The sequence below is a fragment of the Thermostichus sp. OS-CIW-26 genome, assembly GCF_054058395.1.
This window is the reverse complement of record NZ_JBSSAG010000011.1, coordinates 41236-64466: the sequence shown is the minus strand read 5'-3', so window position 1 is coordinate 64466 and position 23231 is coordinate 41236. Positions and strand designations below refer to the sequence as shown.

At 58.6% G+C, this 23231-nt stretch carries 21 protein-coding genes and 2 pseudogenes; 6 read left to right on the top strand and 17 right to left on the bottom strand.

The window, feature by feature from the left end; genetic code table 11:
- Positions 1-6: 6 nt before the first annotated feature.
- From psbA to ACVW0C_RS06735, 9 genes are all read right to left on the bottom strand, one after another.
- Positions 7-1062, bottom strand: coding sequence for a photosystem II q(b) protein (psbA, locus tag ACVW0C_RS06775; protein ID WP_414329388.1), 1056 nt, complete (start codon positions 1060-1062; stop codon positions 7-9).
- A 341-nt stretch (positions 1063-1403) separates the two neighbouring features.
- Complete coding sequence (carB, locus tag ACVW0C_RS06770; protein ID WP_457384709.1) at positions 1404-4619, bottom strand: carbamoyl-phosphate synthase large subunit; 3216 nt, start codon at positions 4617-4619, stop codon at positions 1404-1406.
- A gap of 377 nt (positions 4620-4996) precedes the next feature.
- Entirely contained in the window at positions 4997-5677 is a 681-nt protein-coding gene (locus ACVW0C_RS06765) for a Na(+)/H(+) antiporter subunit B (RefSeq protein ID WP_457384708.1), read from the bottom strand.
- Positions 5674-6195, bottom strand: coding sequence for a DUF4040 domain-containing protein (locus ACVW0C_RS06760; protein WP_414357736.1), 522 nt, complete (start codon positions 6193-6195; stop codon positions 5674-5676). Before ACVW0C_RS06760 ends, ACVW0C_RS06765 begins: the two co-directional genes overlap by 4 nt.
- Before the next feature lie 9 nt (positions 6196-6204).
- Positions 6205-6486 (bottom strand): monovalent cation/H(+) antiporter subunit G, encoded by a 282-nt coding sequence (locus tag ACVW0C_RS06755; protein WP_457384707.1) that lies wholly within the window; start codon positions 6484-6486, stop codon positions 6205-6207.
- A gap of 19 nt (positions 6487-6505) precedes the next feature.
- Positions 6506-6757, bottom strand: coding sequence for a hypothetical protein (locus ACVW0C_RS06750; protein ID WP_011431878.1), 252 nt, complete (start codon positions 6755-6757; stop codon positions 6506-6508).
- Positions 6754-7158: a Na+/H+ antiporter subunit E gene (locus ACVW0C_RS06745; RefSeq protein ID WP_041436089.1), complete on the bottom strand. Its 405-nt coding sequence runs from the start codon at positions 7156-7158 to the stop codon at positions 6754-6756. The genes ACVW0C_RS06750 and ACVW0C_RS06745 overlap by 4 nt, the downstream gene beginning before the upstream one ends.
- Complete coding sequence (locus tag ACVW0C_RS06740; protein WP_457384706.1) at positions 7142-8614, bottom strand: cation:proton antiporter; 1473 nt, start codon at positions 8612-8614, stop codon at positions 7142-7144. Before ACVW0C_RS06740 ends, ACVW0C_RS06745 begins: the two co-directional genes overlap by 17 nt.
- Positions 8607-8969, bottom strand: a complete 363-nt coding sequence (locus ACVW0C_RS06735) for a cation:proton antiporter subunit C (protein WP_414408265.1) — start codon at positions 8967-8969, stop codon at positions 8607-8609. Before ACVW0C_RS06735 ends, ACVW0C_RS06740 begins: the two co-directional genes overlap by 8 nt.
- Positions 8970-9314: 345 nt before the next feature.
- On the opposite strand from ACVW0C_RS06735, the gene ACVW0C_RS06730 reads away from it, so the two are divergent.
- A complete protein-coding gene (locus tag ACVW0C_RS06730) occupies positions 9315-10562 on the top strand; it encodes a molybdopterin molybdotransferase MoeA (RefSeq protein WP_457384705.1) in 1248 nt (415 codons plus the stop codon).
- A gap of 68 nt (positions 10563-10630) precedes the next feature.
- Here the strand turns inward: ACVW0C_RS06730 and ACVW0C_RS06725 are convergent.
- The 3 genes and pseudogenes from ACVW0C_RS06725 to ACVW0C_RS06715 form a co-directional block, all read right to left on the bottom strand.
- A pseudogene (locus ACVW0C_RS06725) lies at positions 10631-11535 on the bottom strand (IS630 transposase-related protein).
- Positions 11536-11701: 166 nt separating this feature from the next.
- On the bottom strand, positions 11702-13165 hold the full coding sequence (locus ACVW0C_RS06720) for a cryptochrome/photolyase family protein (RefSeq protein WP_457384704.1): 1464 nt from the start codon (positions 13163-13165) through the stop codon (positions 11702-11704).
- A gap of 122 nt (positions 13166-13287) precedes the next feature.
- The gene (locus ACVW0C_RS06715; protein WP_238376842.1) at positions 13288-13503 is read right to left on the bottom strand and encodes a hypothetical protein; all 216 of its coding nucleotides are present in this window, start codon (positions 13501-13503) and stop codon (positions 13288-13290) included.
- 191 nt (positions 13504-13694) lie between these two features.
- Here ACVW0C_RS06715 and rbfA point away from each other — a divergent pair, with 191 nt between their 5' ends.
- From rbfA to ACVW0C_RS06690, 5 genes and pseudogenes are all read left to right on the top strand, one after another.
- Entirely contained in the window at positions 13695-14129 is a 435-nt protein-coding gene (rbfA, locus tag ACVW0C_RS06710) for a 30S ribosome-binding factor RbfA (protein ID WP_457384703.1), read from the top strand.
- Between the two features lie 679 nt (positions 14130-14808).
- Entirely contained in the window at positions 14809-16044 is a 1236-nt protein-coding gene (locus ACVW0C_RS06705) for an RNA-guided endonuclease InsQ/TnpB family protein (protein ID WP_457384702.1), read from the top strand.
- A 148-nt stretch (positions 16045-16192) separates the two neighbouring features.
- Positions 16193-17041, top strand: coding sequence for a pseudouridine synthase (locus ACVW0C_RS06700; RefSeq protein ID WP_457384701.1), 849 nt, complete (start codon positions 16193-16195; stop codon positions 17039-17041).
- A gap of 65 nt (positions 17042-17106) precedes the next feature.
- Positions 17107-17319, top strand: a pseudogene (locus tag ACVW0C_RS06695) (helix-turn-helix domain-containing protein); the annotation flags it as partial.
- Positions 17320-17451: 132 nt separating this feature from the next.
- Positions 17452-17979, top strand: a complete 528-nt coding sequence (locus ACVW0C_RS06690; protein ID WP_414408085.1) for a DUF4115 domain-containing protein — start codon at positions 17452-17454, stop codon at positions 17977-17979.
- Between the two features lie 16 nt (positions 17980-17995).
- Here the strand turns inward: ACVW0C_RS06690 and ACVW0C_RS06685 are convergent, their stop codons facing one another.
- From ACVW0C_RS06685 to ACVW0C_RS06665, 5 genes are all read right to left on the bottom strand, one after another.
- Entirely contained in the window at positions 17996-18685 is a 690-nt protein-coding gene (locus ACVW0C_RS06685) for a phosphoribosylanthranilate isomerase (protein ID WP_457384717.1), read from the bottom strand.
- A gap of 62 nt (positions 18686-18747) precedes the next feature.
- Positions 18748-19818, bottom strand: coding sequence for an LOG family protein (locus tag ACVW0C_RS06680; protein ID WP_414341868.1), 1071 nt, complete (start codon positions 19816-19818; stop codon positions 18748-18750).
- A gap of 114 nt (positions 19819-19932) precedes the next feature.
- Positions 19933-20274, bottom strand: a complete 342-nt coding sequence (trxA, locus tag ACVW0C_RS06675) for a thioredoxin (RefSeq protein WP_011431863.1) — start codon at positions 20272-20274, stop codon at positions 19933-19935.
- A gap of 386 nt (positions 20275-20660) precedes the next feature.
- Positions 20661-21404, bottom strand: coding sequence for an NUDIX hydrolase (locus ACVW0C_RS06670; RefSeq protein WP_457384700.1), 744 nt, complete (start codon positions 21402-21404; stop codon positions 20661-20663).
- A 453-nt stretch (positions 21405-21857) separates the two neighbouring features.
- Positions 21858-23081 carry an ABC transporter ATP-binding protein gene (locus ACVW0C_RS06665; protein WP_457384699.1) on the bottom strand — a complete coding sequence of 408 codons (1224 nt, stop codon included), beginning with the start codon at positions 23079-23081 and terminating at the stop codon, positions 21858-21860.
- Between the last annotated feature and the right edge of the window lie 150 nt (positions 23082-23231).

The following is a 23231-nucleotide window of genomic DNA, read 5'->3' as shown; positions in this document are numbered from 1 at the left end:
CCTGCCTTAGGGTTGAGCCGCCAGCAGCAAGGGAAAATGATGGGCGTTGGGGGCGTGCATCACCTGGATCCCCAGATTGGCGCGGTTGAGGAGATCGGCGTAGGTGGGGATGAAGCGGCCCTGGCTGTCCAGGATGGACTGGTTGAAGTTCAAGCCGTTCAAGTTAAAGGCCATTATGCCGATACCTATCGCCGCCGCCCAGATCCCCACTGTGGGCAGGGCCGCCATCCAGAAGTGGACGGAACGGCTGTTTCTCAGGCCCAGGCCGGGGAACCCCAGCCGCCCCAAGAACGCGTAGTGCCCGGCCAGGAAGTTGTAGGTGACTTCCTCCTGCCCGAAGCGGTAGCCGGCATTTTGTGATTCTTCTTCCGAGGTCTCGCGGATTAGGCTGGAGATCACCAGGGAGCCGTGCAGGGAGGCCAGCAGAGCGCCGCCAAAGACGCCGGCCACCCCCAGCCAGCTAGCAGGGTGCATGAGGATATTGTGCTCCGCCTGGAAAGCCAGCATGAAGTAGAAGGTGCCGGCGATCCCCAGGGGCAAGCCTTCCGAGAAACTGCCCTGGCCGATGGGGTAGACCAAGAGCACTGCCGTAGCCGCCGCCGCCGGAGCGGAAAACGCCACCGCAATCCAGGGACGCATGCCCAAGCGATAGCTCAGCTCCCACTGCCGGCCCAGGTAGCACCACACCCCGATCAGGAAATGGAGCACGATCAGTTGGTAGGGGCCGCCGTTGTAGAGCCATTCATCCAAAGAGGCGGCTTCCCAAATGGGATAAAAGTGCAAGCCGATGGCCGCCGACGTGGGCACCACCGCCGCCGAGATGAGATTGTTCCCCCCTATCAAAGAGCCGATCACCGGCTCGCGGATCCCATCCACATCCACCGGCGGAGCAGCAATAAAAGCGATTACAAAACAAAAGGCTGCTGCCAACAAGGTCGGGATCATCAATACGCCAAACCAGCCGATGTAAAGCCGGTTTTCGGTGCTGGTTATCCATTGGCAAAAGCCATTCCAACTCCAGAGCTGCCGTGCAGCCGAGGAGCGGCGAATTACCGTACTCATAGGCCAACTCCTAAAGAGACAAAACCATTCTCTGCTTTGTCGGCTTCCTTGAACGGGGCAAAACTCTTCCCGCGCCGACCGCTAAAAGCATCCTCTCCTTTCAGCCTAGACAGTTTTAGGGATGCCGACAGGGATCCCTAACTTCCGCAACGGGAATGTGAAAAAAATGGATTTGTCGATACAAATCAGCACCGATATGTTGCAATTTGGAGGTCTTTGAGAGCTTCCCGGCGAAGGTCGGTCACTGGCAGTTGATGGCAGCCAAGCTTGAGCAGACGTTTCTTAAGGATAGGTTTAGGAAAGAGGTGCCGTCCGGGACCTGCTTTTTTTCCTCCAGAATCCTAGACAGAGAAAAAATCCTGCAAGCACTTCACCTGCAGGGATCCCGACTGCAAAGCACGGATGGCAGCCGCAGTGGCTTTGGCTCCTGCCAGGGTTGTCACCAGAGGGATCTTGTAGGCCAGGGCAGTGCGGCGGATCTTTTGGCCATCTTGCTGAGCCTCGACACCGGAAGGGGTGTTGATAATGAGCTGAATCTGATGGTTTTTGATGGCGTCGATGACGTGGGGCCGTCCCTCGTGCAGCTTGAGGACTTTGTCCACCGGGATCCCGTGCTCGGCTAAAACTTTTTGGGTTCCTTCGGTGGCCAACAGGCGAAAGCCCAGCCCCACAAACTCGCGGGCTACCGGGATGACCGCCTGTTTATCCCGGTCGCTGACGCTGATGAACACCGTCCCCTGGAGAGGCAGATTCTGCCCCGCCGCCAGTTGGGCTTTGGCGTAAGCGCGGCCAAAGTCCGTGTCAATGCCCATCACCTCACCGGTGGAGCGCATCTCCGGCCCCAGCAGCGTGTCGGTGCCGGGAAACTTGTGGAAGGGCAAAACCGCTTCTTTGACGGCAATGTGGGAGGGGATCACCTCCTGGGTAAAGCCCAGCTCGGCTAGGGTTTTGCCGCTCATCACTTGAGCGGCGTAGTCTGCCAGCGGATGGCCGATGGCCTTGCTGACAAAGGGGACGGTGCGGGAGGCGCGCGGATTGGCCTCCAGGATGTAGACTTGACCTTTTTGGACGGCGTATTGCACGTTGATCAGGCCCACCACCTTCAGGGCTTGGGCCAACTTCACCGTCCATTGGCGAATCACCTGCAGCACGTCGGGGCTGAGGGTGCGGCTGGGCAATACACAGGCCGAATCGCCCGAGTGGATCCCGGCCTGCTCGATGTGCTCCAGAATGCCGCCGATGGTAACAGCGCCGGTGCGGTCGGCAATGGCATCCACATCCACCTCCACCGCCTCTTCCAGGAACTGATCCACCAGCACCGGACGATCCGGATCCACCGCCACCGCCAGTTGCATGTAGCGCTGCAGGTCTTGGTCGGAATAGACGATCTCCATGGCTCGTCCCCCCAAGACGTAGCTGGGCCGCACCACCACCGGATAGCCGATGCGGCGGGCAATTTCCAAGCTTTCTTCCACGCTGCGGGCAATGCCGTTGGCCGGTTGGCGAATATCCAACTCCCGCAAGATGCGCTCGAAGCGCCCCCGATCCTCAGCAATGTCGATGGAATCGGGGGAAGTTCCCCAGATGGGAGCCTGGGCTGCTGCCAGCCCCTGCGCCAGCTTGAGGGGAGTTTGACCGCCAAATTGCACGATCAGGCCGACCGGCTGCTCAGCATCCACCAAGTTCATCACCTCTTCATGGGTGAGCGGCTCAAAATAGAGGCGATCAGCGGTGTCGTAGTCGGTGGAAACGGTTTCCGGATTGGAATTGACCATGATCGCTTCGTAACCCAGGCGGCTGAGGGCAAAGGCAGCATGACAACAGCAGTAGTCGAATTCGATCCCCTGGCCGATGCGGTTGGGGCCACCTCCCAAGATCATCACCTTCTCTTTGCGGGCCGGGAAAATCTCCGACTCGCTCTCGTAGGTAGAGTACTGGTAGGGGGTAGCAGCCTCAAATTCGGCGGCGCAGGTATCCACAGTTTTGTAGGTGGGGATCACCCCCAGGCTTTTGCGGCAGGCCCGCACCTGATGTTCCGTGGATCCAGTGAGGTGGGCAATTTGTCGGTCGCTGAAGCCCATTTGCTTGAGGTGTCTCAAGTCGTCAGCGCTCAGGGATCCCAGCTCCCGCCCCTTGAGGGCTTGCTCCACCTCCACCAACTCCTGTAGCTTGTCGATAAACCAGGGATCGATGTGGGTGAGCTGGGCAATCTCCTGGGCAGAAAAGCCCATGAGCAGAGCGGTGCGGATGGTGAGCAGGCGGAAGGGGTTGGGGGTGCGCAGCTTGGCCCGCACTTCCTCCGGCTTGGGGAAAACCTCCGGCCTATCGCTGCCAAAACCGGGACGGTCGATTTCCAAAGAACGCAGGGCCTTCTGGATGGATTCTTGAAAAGTGCGGCCAATGGCCATCGCCTCCCCCACCGATTTCATCTGGGTGGTGAGAACCGGCTCTGCGCCGGGGAATTTTTCAAAAGCAAAGCGAGGGATCTTGGTGACCACATAGTCGATGGTGGGCTCGAAGCTGGCCGGAGTTTTGCGGGTGATGTCGTTGGGGATCTCCGGCAGCGTGTAGCCCACTGCCAATTTGGCGGCAATTTTGGCGATGGGAAAGCCGGTGGCCTTGCTGGCCAAAGCAGAAGAGCGGGAGACCCGCGGGTTCATCTCGATCACCCGCACCTCACCGTTGGCAGGGTTGACGGCAAATTGCACGTTGGATCCCCCGGTCTCTACGCCAATTTCGCGCATGATGGCGATGGCGTAGTCCCGCAGCCGCTGGTATTCTTTGTCGGTGAGGGTTTGGGCTGGGGCCACGGTGATGGAGTCGCCGGTGTGCACCCCCATCGGGTCGATGTTTTCTATGGAGCAGATGATCACCACGTTATCCGCCAGATCCCGCATCACCTCCAGCTCAAACTCCTTCCAGCCGATGACCGATTCTTCCACCAAGATTTGGGAAACGGGGCTGGCCTCCAAGCCGGCAGCGCAGATCTCTTCAAACTCCTCCTGGTTGTAGGCCACCCCACCACCGGTGCCCCCCAGGGTATAGGCCGGGCGGATGATGAGGGGATAGCCGATCTCCTGGGCAATCTGCTTGGCTTCTTCCAGGGTGTGGGCCAGGCCAGAGCGGGGCACGGCCAAGCCAATCCGCTGCATGGCTTGCTTGAAGAGATCCCGGTCTTCGGCTTTTTCAATGGCCTCCCGCTTGGCCCCAATCAACTCCACCCCGTACTGCTCCAGGATCCCTTGCTGGGCCAGTTGCACCGCCACGTTGAGGGCCGTCTGGCCGCCCATGGTGGGCAGCAAAGCATCAGGGCGCTCCCGCTCGATAATTTTGGCCACAAAGTCCACCGTCACCGGCTCGATGTAGGTGCGCTCCGCCATACTGGGATCCGTCATGATGGTGGCGGGGTTGGAGTTGACCAAAACGACCTCATAGCCTTCTTCCCGCAGGGCTTTGCAGGCTTGGGTGCCCGAGTAGTCGAATTCGCAGGCTTGGCCAATGACAATCGGCCCCGCTCCAATGAGCAAGATTTTGTGGATATCGGTGCGGCGCGGCATAGGGATCCCACCAGGTGGCAGAGTCAGCCTTCTATTGTAGAGGTCACCTGCAGGTCAAGTTGCTCATCGGGATCCCTCTTTTTTGGGTGTTGCACTTGCAAAGGCTATGCGGCAAGGTCGCAGAGGGATCTGCCGAGCGAGGAGACGCTCTATGGCCAGGTTAATTGTTCGCAACGTTGACGCAGCCATTGTCAAAGCTCTTGAACAAAGGGCTAGTCGTTATTGGTGTGTGGGGATGCTTGTGGGTACCTTACCCTCAAGACGTCGTTGACAAACAACCAGCGGCTACAGCCTTGGCTTACGGACTGACCTTGGTTACCCGTAATGTCCGTGATTTTGCCAGGACAGGGGTGCCTCTCATCAACCCATTTGAAACCTCATAACAAGCCGCGGTAGCGAATAAAGATCAAAACTGCCGCCCAGGATCCCAGCGCCACCTTGATGGCTACCAAAATGTTAAGAATCGGGATCCAACCGCCGCTAAACAGAGCTCCCAACTCCCCTCTGGGCAATTCCCAGCCAGCCAGAGCCATCACAGCCACCCCGATAAACGTCACCACCGACAGCTTCTCCCACATCGCAGCCCGCCACCGTTTGTAGATGGCCTCCATCCAGGCGGAAGAGGCGGTGATCGCCACCAAGCCAATGGCCGTCCCCCCCGCCACCCCAGCAGCAAAGCCCCCGCCCGGCGTCAGGTGCCCTCGAATGGCCAGCTCCACCGCAATCAAAGCCGAAATGGTGGCTCCCACTCGCGCCAACACAATCGAGGGAATATCGGTAAATTGAGCTACATTGGCTGTCGGCTGCTCATCCGCCAGCAGATATTGGGCGCCCAAAATTGCCGTGGAAAACACCACCACTTCAAAGACCGTATCGTAGAGGCGGTTGCGCAGAATGAGACCCGTCACCGTGTTGGGCACACCGCTTTCGCTGGCCAGAATCTCCACTGCCTCGACTAAAGCTACGCCCGCTGCGCGATTGAGGGAAACGGATCCCACCTCGCCCACGATGAGCTGTAGGGCTGCCAGCAGCACCGCTATCCCGTACACCCACTTCATGTCGCCATCACCTCAGCGGCCAGAGCTTGCTGCGCCAAAATGGCCTGCAGGCGGGGTACGCGTGTAACCAGGCGATACTCTGCTGCTTCTCCACCGGGCTCAAGGGCAATGGTGTGTACCTCTCGGCTGCGAAGAGCAGCCACCAACGCCTCCGAACTCCCATAGGCGGCCAACTCCAAGCGCATGTGGTACCGCTGTAGCCCTTGGCGCATCTGCTGTAACAACTGCCGTGCTGCTGAGGTACTGGCCTCCAGCACAGGGCTGCCTTCAAGAACGCCCAGGCGCATACTCAGCGAAGAGCGCACCGCAATGGCGTAGAGGGTAATGGAAAGCATAGTGCCCACCAGTGCCTCGGTCAGGGCCACATCCGCCGCCCCAAACAGCGCATAGATCAGGGCGGCAATCGTCCCCAGGATCCCTCGCATTACCAAGGCGTGGTAGGGATTGGTCTGAGTCACCACCAAGCTTGCCGTCAGGGGCAGGAGTAACGCCATCACCAGCAACAGGGTCTCTTCCATCCTGCCCTCCTATAGGGACTTGCGCTGCGAGCAAAACGCCAGCACATAGCCCAGAATGGTATTCCAAATAGCCAGGGAGATCAGTGCCAACACCAACAGGGGCCATTCCCGTGGGATCCGCAACAGCAGCCCCAGCATGATGCTCATAGAGCCCAGGGTGTCCGACACCGAAAGGCCGTGCAGCTTAAATAAAATCGAGCGATCCCCAAGGAGCGGCGCCGTTCCCCACAACCAAAACAGCACACCAATCCCAAACAACAGATAGCTCAGACCTTCCACCCAGACTCCCATACCTACCCCCAGGGCCTTTCTAAAGCATTTCCAGCCGTTTCAGTACATGAGCCAAGAGCATTAAGGCCGCATTGCCCACCGACAAAATCAAAACCCCCACAATCCCGATCATCCAATCATCCCGCACCACCGACACCACCAAAATCAGGATGGCCGTCTTTGTGGCCAAGCTGGCAAAGGCGAGCATCGTCTGCCAAATATCTTCCTTCAGCCAAGCGGCATACAGGGGCAAGCACAGCGTTAGGGTCAGGAGAAACAGCAGTAGGTTCACACGTCCTCCCGCGGCTTGAGCACATGGACTTCATAAGTGCCTTGGGCATTGCAATTGAGCACGATGGTTTTGGGCGTGAAGGTAATTAAAAAGATATCCAGAAACACCAGCCCTGCTGAACGGTTGGGCAGGGTTTGTTTGTATACAACTTCCTCAACAGTGTGGGGCTTGAGGATCATCTCGAAGGCTTCCCAGTAGGCTCTTGGGATGGCGAGAAGAATTTCCTGGAGCACTCGCCCCCAATCCCGCCATTGCACCGGTGCGGAAGCCTGGCGCGGCAGCAGCAACGTTGCCGCCACCCCGATGGCCACATTGTCCCAGCTCAGATTGCCCGTCAGCAGAAACCAAATTAAGAGGCGCAGGCCGATCTCCAATAGACCCAACTCAGGGTAGCGTCCCATAGTTCCCCACAGCTAACAGAGCCCAAACCAGCACCAACACTATGCTCAAGCCGCCCACCACTGCTTCCAGCCCTTCGTTCACCGACCCTCCCTTCAAAGGGATCCGCTCCCAAAACCAGCCTAGGGGGATCCCAACGCCCAAACTGAGGAGCGCCTTGAGAAGATTGTCAGCGCCATAGGCCGCCGGTAGCCAGCCCCAGAGCAAGCCCCCACCCCAAAGCACCAGTGCCACTTTATCTTGCCAAGGAGTTGCAGAGGTGGTTGCCCCCTTCATTGGAGAAACAGGTGCCCGCAGCACTCGCACGCCTAAACAAGTGGTGCCGACGGTAACCCCCACCAGCAGCCACTCGTGCCAGGGATCCAGAGCAGACAAGCTGAGGGCCTTGGCCGCATACCCCAAACTGCCGGGTACCCCTGCCAGGGAAGCCGTCCCCAAGAGCAGCATCGGCCAACGCCAGGGATGGGTCACGCTTGTTCCAACAAACAGCAAGGGCTTTGCCAACCCATGGGCAAGACCGTACAAACCTGCCCATTGAGGGGCAGCAATCACAAATCCCATCTGCGATACCGAGCTCCAGGCGAGAAGGTGCTGGGGCGTGCTCCCCATCAGGGCCAGTAGGATCCCGAAAACGGCTGAACCAGCGCTCAAGTAGGGCAACCCCTGGGCCAAGACCGGCGAAGCCTCGCTGCAGCGCACCAAAGCCATGGCTCCTGCTTTGGTCGTAAAACCGCTGAGCACCGCCGCAACAACGGGATCCGCGGTAACGTAGGTGAGGGGCAGCCACAGGCCGGCAACGAAGATCGCCCCCTTGGCCAAAAGACCCACAGCAATCAGCGCCAAGGCCGTGGGGTCGGCCATAGCCAAACTGCTCATCGCCAGGGATCCCGTGCGCACATAGACCAGGATTGCGCCCATCAGGTAGAAGAGCATGGCCACATTGCTCATGAAAAGGTAGCGCAGCCCCACCCAGAGCTGGCGATCGCGGTGCGGAGCATTTTCTTCCACTGTGGGTTGGCCCTCAGCCCGCCGCCCGTAGGTCAGCAGCAAAAACACGCCGATGCTGAGCACCTCCAGGGAAACGTAGACGCTGATCAGGTCAGCACTGATGATGACGGCGTTGGCGCTACCGTGGACGATCAGCAACTGCATGGCCAGAAAGCGGCTGCCCGCAAAGCGTCTATCCAAATACAGGGCCACTCCTAGCGTGACCAGGCCGTGGGCCAAGAGCATCGCTGCTCCATTGGCATCGATCCGCAGCGTCACCCCGAAGTGATCCAAAAGCTGCAGCTCCAGGGGTGTGGCGGTTGTGCCGGGCAAGCCCCCCTGCTGCACCGCATAGGCCACCGTCAGCGCAGCCATCCCCACCAGGCTGGGACGGGTTAGGGCTGGCATCAAGTAGGTTGTGAAGGCCAGCAGAAAGGGCAATGCCACCCACACCAGCGTCAGCTCAGTCATCGGTAGAAGTGCTCTGCGCCCCTGACGCGACTGCCTGTTCGATGCTCTCGACTTCGAGGGTGGGATGATTGCGGGACAGCTTCATCACCCCCACCAACATCAAGGCTTGTACCGATAGGCCAATGACGATGGCCGTGAGGATGATCCCCTGAGGCACCGGGTCGGCATAGTCCAGCTCGCGCCAGGGTTTGTAGATGGGGGTGAACACACCGCTCCGGGCTGCCCAGATCACGAAGAAGGCGATGACCCCGGTGCTCATAACATCCATAGATAGGATCTTCATAATGAGGTTGCGCTTGACCACGACTCCCCAGAAGCCAAGGAAGATCGTGAGGATGACGGCGGCATTTAACATAGACACCTCGCTTGCTGCACTCGAGCTATCCGGTGGCTCAGTCGTCCTAAGGCTACGCCCGCTACGCGACCAGTATCCAGCTTCCGCAGCCGCGGCAGCCAGATAGCCTGTGGCCGGCTGCAATGCTGCCGGGATCCCCATCTCCCCAGCAAGACCGGGATCCCGAATTCGAAAGAGCTGCAGCTCCCAATGGGCAACTTGCTGCGACTTCTTGCCAGCTCTGGGGCTTGGTGGGATCCTGGTCATACACTTCTCATGCCAAGGTCGGAATTGATGGCCGCTGTCCGCAGTTTAAGTTGTAATTTAATGGCCTTGGCGGAACCGACTTCTGGATGCTGAAGAAAGGTGTTGGAGAAGGGGGTTGTAAAAGCCGTGATGCTGCCGGTGGCGGAAGCAGAAGCCCTGATTTTGCAGGCGGCTCAGCCGCTGGGCCCAGAGTGGGTGGAGCTGGGATCCGCCCAAGGCCGCGTTCTCAGCCAAACTGTGTATAGCCCCCAAGATTTTCCGGCCCGGCCCACCTCCAGCATGGATGGCTATGCCGTGCGCCATGAAGATGTGCAAGCGGGGATCCCTTGTGAGCTGCAGGTGATTGAGACTCTCCCCGCCGGAAAGGCACCCACCCGAGAGCTCCAGCCTGGACAAGCGGTGCGTCTCTACACCGGCTCCCTCTTGCCCAGCGGTGCGGACACCGTGGTGATGCAGGAAGACACGCAGCAACCTTCGCCGGGAACCGTTCGCCTCTTGCAGCGTCCGCAGCGGGGCCAATTTGTCCGGCCTCAGGGAGACTTTGCCCGCCAGGGGGATCCCCTCCTGCCGGCAGGGCAGGCTTTGGGCGGAGCGGAGCTGGCCGTTTTGGCCGCCATCCGACAGGCGATGGTGCCGGTGTTTCGTCAGCCCCGGGTAGCCCTGTTCTCGACAGGGGATGAGTTGGTGCCCATCCAGCAGGTGCCGGAGCCGGGGCAGGTCGTGGATTCCAACCAGTACGGCCTGGCGGCTCTGGTCAAGGCAGCGGGTGGGATCCCGATCCAGTTGGGCATCGTGCCGGATCGGCCCCAGGTGTTGCGGCAGGTCGTCCAGCAGGCCCTGGCCTCTGCCGATGGGGTGATCTCTTCCGGAGGGGTATCGGTGGGGGATTTTGACCTGGTGGAAAAGGTGCTGGAGGAGTTGGGAGGCGAGATTTTCATCCGCAGCGTGGCCATCAAGCCGGGCAAACCCCTGACGGTGGCTCGTTTTCCCAATCCCCACGGCCCCCCCAAGCTCTACTTTGGCCTGCCGGGCAACCCTGCCTCTGCCCTGGTGACCTTCTGGCGCTTTTTGCACCCGGCCCTGCGAAAAATGGGCGGATCCCTGCCCCCCTACTGGCAGATCCTCTCCGCCTTCAGCCCGGTGGATCTGCATGCCGACGGTCAGCGGGAACACTATCTCTGGGGACGGCTGCAGGTCAGGCCTGAGGGGATCCAATTTCAGCCCGCCGCCAACCTCAATTCCGGCAATCTCATCAGTCTGGCTGGCTGTAATGCCTTGGCTGTGCTGCCAGTAGGGACAACCCAGATCCCTGCTGGTTCGCCCGTTCAGGTGCTGCAACTGCCCTGAAGATCCCTAGCCCTCCTCTCGCTGCTGCTGGAATAGCCGCCATAGTCAATCCAAATAACAATGAGACGCTAGCCAGTACAACAGTTCCGTCTGCAACAGCGGACCGCAGGCCTTATCACTTCATCCACAGAAGTTCCTCTATCAGCATGCATCCTTGCCCTCTTGAGAGCACTAAAGTCACCCTCAATCTCATTCAAGTCTGGCGAGGGCCTCAGCAAAAAACCACCTCCTGCCCTGCCGCTTTCATCAAATCCTTTATCCTTCCCTTCCGTTCGCCGAGCAGGCCCTAGGCCTTTGAATCGGCCCATTGCCCAGAGTCAATACAGATGTCCTCTCCAAACTCGGCATTTAGTGTCCCTCAAATTCTTCCGCATTCGAGCTACTTGAAAAAGCGTCGGGGCTATCAAACCCCCTCTCTCCTTCCTCCTACCGGCTACTCAGCTCTCTCTCTTCCCATAAACTTTCTCCCCTCTCTTTGGCCAAGCATAAAACAGGTGCGTATCTCCCCAAACCCTGTCTCGTCATTCTCTCATCATTCGCGTCAGCGGTGCAGAGCCCATTGTAAGCTAAACTCTCACTTCCATACTTCTGAACCAACTCCCTCAAGACCCTAGAGTCGTTGATTCTCTCTTGGATTCTCTCTTGCCAATCCCGCTCTCGGTGCCTTAACTCTTTTTTTTCGCGTTGTTTTCATCTTCCTAAGAGCATAGTAAATAGCGCTGGGATGGACGCCAAACCTCTGGGCTCTATCCTTCAGTCGAGCTTCTGGGTACTGTTCTACGTCTTGCTGCAGAGCGACCAAGTCTATCTTTCGCTTCCGAGTCTTGACTTTTGTCGGCCTCAGGTCTTCTCGGTTCAGCCAGCGATAAACCGTTGCACGACTGACTTTGTACATCTGTGCAGCTGCAGTGGGGCTGCCCCCTTCCTGGACATACCCTACGACTCTCTCTCTCAGGTCTAAGCTATAGGTCATGAAGCTTCCTCCTGAGGTCTACTCCCACGTCATCTTGCCTTTAACACCGTCTCATTGTCAACTGAATTGACTACAACTACACAGACCTGCTTTGTGGTCATTTCAAATGGCACCTGTCTTGCCTTTTGTCTGCCGTCGTCGAGAGAGGGGGCAGCGGCACAGAGGACTAGGAAGGAGGGGGGAGACCGTCTCGAACAGACCTAGAGTAGGCCTGCTGCACCGCCTGGTAGCGCCGTTTGAACGCCTGCTGCTGCACCTTGTGATCCACAATGGGATCCGGATAGCCACAACTTCGCCGTTCCCGCAAAGCCCAGGCTCCCTTGGGGTCATCTCCCACCCACAGCAGAGCCGGCGTATCCAGCCGTGCCAGCTCCGGCAGATAGCGACGGATGTACTCTCCTTCCGGGTCATAGCGGGCTGCTTGCGTGGCCGGGTTGAAGATGCGCAGGGGCTTGGGATCCGTGCCCACACTGGCGCTCCACTGCCAACCGCCGTTATTGGCCGCCAGATCCCCATCCACTAGCTTTTGCATAAAGTAGCGTTCCCCCCAGCGCCAATCGATAAGCAGATCCTTGGTCAGGAAGCTGGCCACAATCATGCGGCAGCGGTTGTGCATCCAGCCGGTTTCGTTCAGTTGGCGCATGGCCGCATCCACAATGGGGTATCCCGTCTGACCGGTGCACCAGGCCTGAAACCAGTCCTGCCGATTGTCCCACTCCAGGGCGTCGAAGGCTCGTCGATAGGCTCCGGTTTCCACGTGGGGCCAGTGGGCCAAGACATGCTTGTAAAACTCTCGCCAGCACAGCTCCTGCCGCCAAGTTTGCAAGCTGCTTTCGGCCTCTTGGCTGCGCACCTCGGCTTCCACCTCCCGCGTGGCTTGCCACACCTGGCGAATGCCGATCGTTCCCCAGCACAAGTGGGGGCTCAGTAGAGAAGTGCCCGGCTCAGCCGGGAAGTTGCGGGCTCGCTCGTAGTCCAAAATGCGCAAACCCTGACAAAAGTCTTCCAAAAGGGCTTGAGCCGCTGCTTCCCCCGCTGCCGGGATCCGCTGGTCGCAGACAAAGCCCAAATCTGCCAAAGTGGGCAGAGGCTGCGCCTTCAGACCGGACACCGGTTGTAGCCCTTTGGGAATCGGGTAGGGATCCCGCTTGGGCAAGCTCGCCCACCTGCGCCAGAAGGGAGTGAAGACCGAATAGGGCTCCCCCGCCTGGGTCAACACTTCCCCCGGCCCGTGCAGCAGCATATCTTGGTAGGAGAAGGACTGGATCCCGGCTGCGGCCAAACTGGCCTGCACTCGACTCTCTTGCTGTAGGGCGAACGGCTCCCCATCGGCATTCCAAAACACGGCCCTGGCTCCCAGGTCTGTGGCCAAGCACCGCAACTCCACCGAGGGATCCCCCAGCCGCCAGATCAGTGGGATCCCCATCTGGGCGTAGCGCTCTTGGAGCTCTTGCAGAGCCTGAAGCAAAAAGGCCACCCTAGCTGGGGCCATGTCCGACCGTCTCAGCATCTGCGGGTCGAAAATGAAGACAGGCACCACCTGGGAGCTGCGCTGGGCTGCCTCATGCAGGGCTGTGTTGTCCCCTAACCGCAGATCGCGACGATGCCAAAGCAAAACGGGGGAAGTCATAGGCTGCCAAGCAATGGGATCCCATCTTGGCTGGTTGCCACCGTCCCTTTCAACTCACTCCCCCCAAGGCTGGGAGCCGGGGCGGCCAGAAGCTACATTCTAAAGAACCTTGAAGAACCCTATCAAAGCTCTAGACTGTCGAACACCCGACTGGGACAATAGCGGCAGCGCTCCTCTGGCTTTTGCTGGCCATCGCTGTATCCCATCGCGTAAGCTGTATCCCCCAACATCACCACCAGCTGAGTCAGCTTCAGGGAAAGCAACGGGTCAAGCGGCTCCGTCACATTCAGCATGAACTGCTCAATGGAGCGCCGCAGCGCCTCTGGCGTCTTGATCATCACGTCTCCATCCATCCATCGATGGCTTTAGGTATTCATACTCAAGGCAAGATGGACATGGACTCAGGATAAAGGTGGAAGGAAGAGATGCTCGTAGCATTGGCTACTGTTCTTGGGATCGAGCCGGCAAGGGCTGAGCTCCACACCAGCCAGAGCAGGCTTGCGGATGATGTTAGCCTAGGTATCCAAAAATGGCGACAGCGCGACGGGTGGCACGGGTAGCAGAGCTGATCAAACGAGAGGTCAGCCAAATCCTGCTCTCGGAGATCAAAGATGACCGGGTTGGGGCAGGGATGGTCAGCATTGTGGATGTCGAGGTTTCCAATGACCTGCAAAATGCCCGCATCTTCGTCAGCATTTATGGGGATGAGACAGCTCAACACCGAGCTATGGAAGGGCTAGCAGCGGCCACACCCTTTGTGCGGCGGGAAATCGGCCAGCGCCTCAGCCTGCGACGGGTGCCAACGGTGGTGTTTTTGCAGGATCGCTCTTTGGAGCGGGGATCCCGTGTTTTGGCCCTGCTCAACCAACTGAGACCGACCTTTGAGGCCCAGGAACCGGAGGGATCCCAAGCTGGGGTTGAGGACACCGCCGAGGGCGAAGAAAACGAATCGAGCGGCGAATAGTTGCACCATTTCGAGGGATCCGCGCTGGAGCTCAGCCTGCTTTGCACGAGAGAGCAAAGGATCTGCCTTGATGGCCACTAGATAGAGGGGCCTTTGCTTTGCAGCAATGCGGACAACATCCAAGAAAAGTTTTTGACGTTCGCGTAAGCGGGCCGGAGGCCCTGAAGTTTTTGGATTTGTTAGGCTTAAGGGAGCTATACAGCCCTTCCCCCGATCGTCTATCCGTACAGGACTCCATGTCTGCGGCACACTTGCGCAAACCAGAGCGCTCTGCTCCAATGGGCAGCGGCGTTGTTGTGGTCAACCTGCGAAAGGGCTGTAAGGTTGCTGTTCATGCCTTTTCTGCCTTTTCATGGATGTTCAAAGCCCACTGCAACCGGATCCCTCTCTAGGGGGTGCTACTCCACTCCGAGCTCTGCAGGCCCTAAACCAGAGTGTTGCCGAAGCTTTGGTTTCCTGCTTGAAAGGGCAACCCCAACAGGCCACTCAGCACCTTTTGCTGGCTCTGCCGCAGCTCATGGCGGCTCTGGGGGCCTTGAGGCAAAAATCTTCCCTTCGCGTGAGCGGGCCGGAGGCCTTGGCCGAGCCTGCAGGTTGCCCTTCAGCTAGAAATCGCAGGAGCCCCGCACTGTACCCGTAGGGTCAGTGTCGGGAGGAATGCGGAAGTTATGATAGAACCATGACCCAAGTCCTGACCGTCTCCTGCAAGCTCAAGGTGTCCCAGTCGCAAGCCGCAAAGTTGGATGCGACAATGGATGCCTTTGTGCAGGCGTTGAACTGGGTCAACCAAAACACACCAGAAAAAGTAGTCAACGCAGTCAAACTCCAGTCCCTTTGCTATTACCAGATTCGCGCTCGGTTTGGCTTGTCCAGTAACTTGGCAAGGACTACGTCCCGCTTACGCGACCAGCAGGTCTGCAGACGGCTGGCCGGCGCCCGTAAAGTTGCCCAACAGAAAAACCGCCCCGTCAAAGCGTTCAAAGGGGGCTTCGCTACCTACGACGCTCGTATCTTTTCGTTCCGCGAGAAAGACTGGACGGTGTCGCTGACCACGGTGGAGGGTCGGGAGCGCTTTGAGCTGGCGATTGGCCGCTACCAGAGAGAACGGCTGGCGGGCTCCAATCCCAAATCTGCCACTCTGGTCAAGCGTAAAGACGGCTCCTACTCCATTCAAATCTGTGTGGAAGCGGAGCCATCCCCACCGCAACGCACGGGCAGAGTGCTGGGGGTGGACTTGGGGAGGACGGATATTGCCCATACGTCAGACGGGGACAATTGGAATGGACAGCAGTTGAACAGAGTCCGCGACCACTACTCCCGGTTGAGGGCGGCACTCCAACGCAAAGCCAGTAAGGGCACCCGCAGTTCGCGGCGCAGATGCAGAGAACTGTTGCAACGGCTGTCTGGCAAGGAGAGACGCTTTCAAGTGTGGGTCAATCATCGCATCTCCAAAGCTATTGTCTCTAGGGCAAAAGCTACCAACAGCGCTATTGCTCTGGAAGACCTGACAGGGATCCGGGAAAGAGTCAATCAACAGCCGCGCGGCAAAACCGAAAGGCGCAGGGCCAACAGTTGGGCGTTCTACCAACTACGCCAGTTTCTGGAATACAAGGCGAGGGCTGCAGGGGTTTCTCTGGTTCTTGTGCCGCCTGCTTACACGTCGCAGACCTGTCACAAGTGTTTACACATCCACCCTGAGCAGGGCAAGTCCTACCGCAGTGGCAAGTCGTTCAAGTGTGGGCACTGTGGATGGGAAGGAGATGCGGATTTGAATGGTGCGAATGTGATTGCGCTTTTGGGGGCTGTCGTAAACCAGCCTAGAGGTTCAGGCCTGTTTTGTTCTCTGGTAGAGCAGAGCAGGCTCAGGGCTACTGAAAGCCCGCTCCGTACCACTTTAGCGGTCGGAGTCGGGTAGTTTACTCGGAGATGCTGCTGTTGCCCTCCAATTCTGCTGATTTGTCCGACCGGCTCTCCAACCCCGTTCACGTAAGCGGGCCGGAGGCCCCAGGCTCTGCCGCCTAGCACCCCCAGCTTCGGTTGCTGCTTTTGCTGTTCAAATCCCCATGGCAGAACCCCAACGGCTACAGAAGCTCTTGGCTCAGCAGGGATTGGCCTCGCGTCGCCAGGTGGAAGCCTGGATCCTGGCCGGGCGCGTTCGGGTCAATGGGAAGGTGGTCACTGAGCTGGGCTCCAAAGCCGACCCAGAGCGGGATTGCATCGAGGTGGATGGTCAGGTGATCCCTTTGGCCAAGGATCCGGCGCGCTATGTTTTGCTCCTGCACAAGCCGGTGGGGGTTTTGTCAACCTGTGCAGATCCTTGGGGACGCAAGACGGTGCTGGATCTGCTCCCCCCATCTTGGAAACGGCAAACCCGCCTCTACCCGGTGGGCCGGCTGGATGCGGACAGCAGTGGCGCTTTGCTGCTCACCAATGATGGCGACTTGACCTTGAAGCTGACCCATCCGCGCTATCATCTGCCCAAAACCTACCGGGTACAGGTACAAGGGCATCCGAGTCAGGCCACTCTGCAACATTGGCGAGACGGAGTAGACTTAGAGGGGTACACCACCCTGCCGGCGGAGGTGGAGTTTTGTCCTGCCCCGGATTTCCGGCAAAGGGAGCATCCTGATTGCTCCTGGCTGAGGGTGGTGTTGTTTGAGGGACGCAACCGGCAAATTCGGCGGGTGGCGGAGCGTCTTGGGCATCCGGTGCTCAGCTTACATCGGGAAGCCATTGGCCCACTGGGCTTGGGCAACCTGAAAGCAGGCCAGTTCCGCCAGTTGGATCCCCATGAGCTCCAAGCTTTGCTGGCCCCTCTCACCGGGCACAGCAGCTTATCCTCGCAAGGACTCCGTCCCGCTTACGCGATCGGGAAGCGCCCTCTAAGGCCTCCGGCCCGCTCACGCGATTAGCTCGTCAGAGCCTCTAACTGAGTGCAAACTCTCACAGTAGCCTCCTTTCTTCCGCAGGTGGCCAAATGATGCAAGAGCCAGCACACTCTTTAGAAGCCCTGGGATCCCTGTTGCGGCAAACACGGGAGGCACGGGGACTGACGTTGACAGAAGTAGCTAACGATACCTTCATTCGCTGCCAATATCTGCAGGCGCTGGAGGAAGCTGACTTGAGCCGGTTACCGGAGCCGGTGTATGTGCAAGGGTTTCTCAAGCGCTATGCCGACTATTTGGGGTTGGATGGCGAAACCCTCTCTCGGCGTGCCTCTCCGCTTTTATCGGCCAAAACCCCCCGCGCGCCAGCTCCTCTTGCTGTTGTCGGCCAGCAACCTGCCTTTGCCCTGCGCCCTCTCCACCTTTGGGCCGCTTATGTGGTGCTGATTGTGCTGACGGTGGGGGGATTATCAGCTCTTTTGGAGGGCACAGGCAATCCTTTTGGGCGTTGGCTGGTGAGCCTGCCAACAGTTGGCCGGGAAGGCTCCGGCCAGCAACCGCCTGCTGCCAACTCCCCGGATCCCACTCTGTCGGCAGCTCAGCCCACGGCCCGCCAACTGTTTCCCACCCTCGACCAATGGACGCGCATCCAAGGCGTCTTCCCCGAGGTCTTGGAAGCTCACTCAGGGGGGGCGGGGCGCAAGCCGGTGCGTCTGGATATTCGCGTTGTGGAGCGCCCTTCCTGGTTGCGGGTCATCGCCGATGGGCAAACGGTTTTTGAGGCCACCTTACAGCCAGGGGCCGAGTTGAATTGGGAAGCGGAGCAGTCAATCGTGTTGCGTACCGGCAATGCGGGCGGTGTGTTGGTGACCTTTAACGACCGGGAGCTTGGAGTGATGGGCCGATTTGGGGAAGTGAAAGAGCTGATGTTCGAGCCGGGGTTGGATATTCAGTCGCTGCAGTAGGAACCCAGCCAAATGATCATCCCGTTGCGCTTGGCGTTATCGGCGGCAGAGTAGGAGCAATCTCCCACCCTTGGGAGCCAAGCTGCTGCAGCAGGTGCCGGACTTTGTCGATGTCTTTATCGCCTGGCCGACGTTCCACACCACTGGAGAGGTCGATGCCGCTTGGCTGCAGGTGGCTGAGCGCCTGCAGAACATTGTCCGGGTTCAGCCCACCAGCCAGTAGCCAAGGCAAGGGCAGGGAGCGGTGGGCAAGTTCTGACCAATTCAGAGTTCGCCCCGTTCCACCCGCCTGTTGGGGGTGATAAGCATCCAAAAGCAGCATCTCCACACAGTCTCGGTAGAGATTGGCCACTTCCAGATCTTGCGGCTGGCGGACGCGCAGGGCCTTGATGCGGCGGATCCCGGGAAGCCATTCCCCCAATTGCTGACAATCTTGCGGGGATTCTTGGCCATGCAACTGGACAGCCGTGAGGCCCACCGTTTCCACCCAGGAGGCGATGGCGCGGGGATCCTGATCCAGGAAGACCCCCACCTTTTCCACAGGGCCGGGCAGGGATCCCACCCAACGAGCCATTTCCGAGAGGGGCAAATAGCGGGGGGTATTGGGCACCGCGATGAACCCAAGGGCACTCACCCCCAGCGCGGCGATGGCCTCCGCCTGATCCTGACGGGTGATGCCGCAGATTTTGACAAACAACCGGCCCATTGGGAGCACCACCAAAACAATTGGCTGCTGGTTCTTGGATGGTTCTGAGAGCGCTGATACATCTACTTTTGTTCAGGGCGCATTTGCAGAGGATCCGGCTGTTCCGGGTGAAGCTTGTTGATCCGGCGCACCATTTGCCATAGCCGTCCGAAGTTGCGCTGGTTGAAGTGCATCACCAGCCGTGGCAGATGGGCAATATCTTCCTCGGCTTCCTCCGGCAAGGCCCCAGTTTGCTCGATCCGGCCCGAATCGAGAATATCGGCAAACTCTTCGTTTAAGATGTCTAGGGCTTCCGGTGAGAGTCTGGTGTTCAAGCGCAAAACCAGGAGCTCCCGCACGTAGCGATTGCTGTGAAAGACGCGATAAAAATCGACAATCTGCTGGCAGGCATCTTCCACGTCGTCGGTTAGGGTGTAGAGGAAGAGATCTTCTGGGCTGATCAGGCCGCGACCAAGCAGGTGCTCCCGCACGTATTCGTCCCATTCTTTCCAGTAGCAGCCACCTGTTCTGTCCACCAGCACCAAGGGCATGAGCTTGGTTTTGCCGGTTTGCATCAGGGTTAGGCATTCAAAGGCTTCATCCTGAGTGCCGAAACCGCCGGGAAAAAGCACCAGCGCGTCGGTTTCTTTAACAAAAAAGAGCTTGCGGGAAAAGAAATACTTGAAGTTGATGACCCGATCGCTGGCAGCAATAACGGGATTGGCCATTTGCTCAAAGGGAAGCTGGATATTGAGCCCAAAAGAGTTTTCCAGCCCTGCCCCTCGGTTGCCGGCTTCCATAATGCCGCCGCCGCCCCCCGTCATCACCATGAATCCCCGTTGACTGATGCAGTAGGCGAACAACTGGGCCTGGCGATATTCGGGACTTTCTGGCCCCAGTCGTGCCGACCCGAAAACGGTGATCTTGCGTTGGTGGGCATAGTTTTGGAAGGCGGCAAACCCCTGCTCCAGATCCTCAAGAGTAGCCGCCAAGATCTTGGCATCTAAACGGCTCAGCTCCAGGGATCCCATGCGCTGCAGCGACTGCACAATACGCAGCCAGGCCGTCCGGTTGGGATGATACTCCAACTGCTTTAGGCGGGTCTCAGCGTTGGAAAAAACTTCTTGCAGAAGGGAAGAAACGGAATCGGTCAAGCTGGGATCCTAAAGTTCTCTGGAATTACTTTAATCAGTTCTCGGCACAAAATGGCAGCTGGGTTCTAATCCAGAACCCAAAAGTTACATTCTGAAACACCCAAGGCATAGCCCTCAGGCTTCGGCAGGTGTGTCGAAGTGCTTTTCCAAAATCGTGGTTAGAGTTGCCTTGGGTACGGCGCCAACCACCACATCCACTTTCTGGCCGCCCTTGAACAACATCAGGGTGGGAATGCTGCGAATGCCGTACTGGCTGGCAGTTTGAGGGTTCTCGTCGGTGTTGATTTTTACAACCTTAACTTTGCCAACATACTGCTCAGCTATCTCCTGAACCACAGGAGCCACCATCCGACAGGGGCCACACCAAGGTGCCCAAAAATCAACCAGAACCGGAATATCGCTGCGCAGCACCTCTGCCTCAAAGGTAGCATCAGCAATATCTATTGCTGCAGACATGCTTGGAGAACTCCTGAAACAATACCAATCATGGTTTCTAATCTTAGCACAGCTCTCTGGCTGCTGCTGACCGAAAACTCGGCGTCGCAGGCCCCGGCATTCATGCCTGGGGATAAGTCACCGTCTCATGACAGGACGGGAGACTCGCTCCACCCGCTTATGGAAGGGTGCAGCGTTAAAGGTGAAGTAGAAGTATCTGGGGTGTTTTGGCATCTCAGTAGTTGAGGAGATGGCGTCCCCCACGAGGATATAGGCCCTCGTGTAGCCCATTGCAACGAAGCGCGAGGAGCGTGGAGCGATGGAAAAAATCCCCCGGCTTTAGCCGTGGGGAGAACGTTAACGATCTGGCTGGACTGGCCGGATTAGCATTGGTGAGCTGGGATCCCTTAGACAAACACCATCGGCTTATGACGGATTTTCTCGAAAGCAGCCGCATCAAAACGGTAGAGGGTTGCCGGTCTGCCTGTGCCTTGGGTGCTTTTCTGGCCGGTATCCCGCAAAATGCCCAGTTTTAGCAGGCGGGCGCGAAAATTGGAGTAGTCGGAGAACCCCTCGCCCAAAACGGTGCCGTAGAGCTGATAGACCTCCCCTAGCGTGAAGGTGGCGGGCAAAATGTCAAAGGCAATCGGGCTGTACTCCAACTTGGCGCAGAGGCGACGGCGGGCATAGCGGCAAATCTCTTCGTGGTCAAAGGCCAAGGGGGGAATTTGGTCGGCGGGATACCAGGCAATGCCCTCCACTCCGTCTGCCAGCAATTCAGCATCCTGGAACCGCACCAGGGCAAAGTAGCTGACCGACAGGTAGCGCACTCCATAGCCATCCTCGGCCTCGCGGGGATCCCGCTCCGGCCCCCCGAAGGTGTAGAGCTGCTCCAGATAGAGGTTTTTAACACGAATTTTCTCCGCCAAGATGCGGTAGGCCGCTGCTTCTAGGGATTCTGAGCGCCGCACCAGTGTTCCTGGCAGGGCCCAGCAACCGCGGAAGGGATCCTCCCGCCGCCGCACCAGCAGCACCAGGAGGCGATTCTGCTCAGTGTCGATGGAGAAAATGACCGCATCCACGCCCACCCGGAACTCCGCCAAGGCGATCCGGTTCTCCGATGGGCCTGCCACGATGCGGGATCCCTGCATAGCTTGGCACTGAATCCTGATACATTCACGCTGAACTCTCCTGAACATGGTTCAGGAAAGAAGCGATCGCATCCTGCCTATCTCTGTTCGCGTCAGCGGGACGGAGTCCAAACAGGAAGGCGGTATCCCGCAAAGCCCTGAGGAATACCCCCCGAGCGCTTTCCCCCTTCACTTCCCGGCAACCGTTGCGGTGGACTCAAGGATCAGGGGGAAACTTGGTCTACTATATCCCTCTCAATGACTTTTGCCAAACCGCCTAAAGCTCAGTAAATTCAGCAAAGTTCAGGGTTTTGGGGGTTAGAGGCATGCTCCACCAACAGCCTACCCAGTTTGTCCCTCCAGAGGGAGCTACCAGCCTGGACCACCGTCTTGCCAGTCTAAGCCCTATCTGAGGCGAAGGCTTTCGTGTCGCGGGGAAGATGGGTTGCTAAAGGTGTGCAAAAGAACCCCGACTCAGGCAACACTTTTACTTTTTGCGCGATTTGGCTCTTTTTCAGCCACGGAGGACCCCTCAGCGAGGGGGAACAGCCGACCTTGCCCAACAGCAATGTGAACCCGCGCGCCCACAGGCAGGGCTTCCCGGGCTAGGGCGTGCAATTCTTTGCCGGCTGCTGTGATCAGGGAATAGCGGTACTCTCGCCCCAAAAACTGTCGATCCCGAATGACAATGCCGCCCTGAGGATCAGGATGCAAATGCAACTCCTCCTGTCGAACCATCAACTCTGCGCAGCGCAAGCTGGGGTCGGGCTGATCCCTCAAAGCCTGGAATGGGATGTGCAGCAGCTCTTCAGCCTGCCAACCAAACTCCCGCCGCTCACAGCGCAGAAAGTTGGCCTGGGTAATAAACTCTGCCACGAAGCGAGTAGCCGGCTCCCGGTAAACCTCCTCCGGGGATCCCCATTGCTCAATACGGCCTTCCCGCATCACCGCCACCCAGTCGGAGAGGCAGAGAGCCTCCTCTTGGTCGTGGGTGACAAAAATGGCCGAGGTCTGGGTTTGCTTGAGGATTTTGCGGATTTCTTCCCGCAGGTAGTAGCGCACCTGCACATCCAAATTGCTCAGCGGCTCATCCAACAGGATCAAGCTAGGCCTGGGGGCCAAAGCCCGCGCCAAAGCCACCCGCTGCTGCTGCCCGCCCGAAAGCTCGTGGGGATAACGATGGGTGTAGTCTTCCAGGCCCACCAACCGCAACACCTCGTAAGCGCGTTCCCGCGCCTGTTGGGCAGCGCCTCGCAACTCAGCTCGCAACTCAGTTGAGGGGGAGCGATTGCCACCCCCTGCCGCCGACGCAAACGGGGTAGTGGGTCGGAGGCCAAACATCACATTGGCCAACACGTTCAAGTGGGGAAACAGGGCAAAATCCTGAAACACCAGCCCCACTCCCCGTCGCTCCGGTGGGATCCACTGCCCCTCCCCAGCCACAACCTGCCCCCCCAGCAGGATCCGCCCGCTATCCGGCTGCTCAAATCCGGCAATGGTGCGCAATAAGGTGGTTTTCCCACAACCTGATGGGCCCACAATGCTGAGGATGTCTCCTTGGGGCAGGCGAAACTCGACTTCCCGCAAAACCAACTGCCGCTGGCCGGGAAACCCCTTGCTGATGCCCTCAAGCTGAAGGATGTAGGAGGGATCCTCCCGCGCGGCAGTGGGACTTGGAGAAAACAAGAACTCAGCCATGACGGTTTTTGTTGCAAAAGATTTTCACTATTTTTACCACACTACCATGTCCCCGGATCCCGTCCAACCGGATCGAGATCCAACAGCCAGCAGCCAGATCTTGAGCAGGACAGAATAAGGTTTCTACGCCTCGCCCTGATTCCAAGCGAA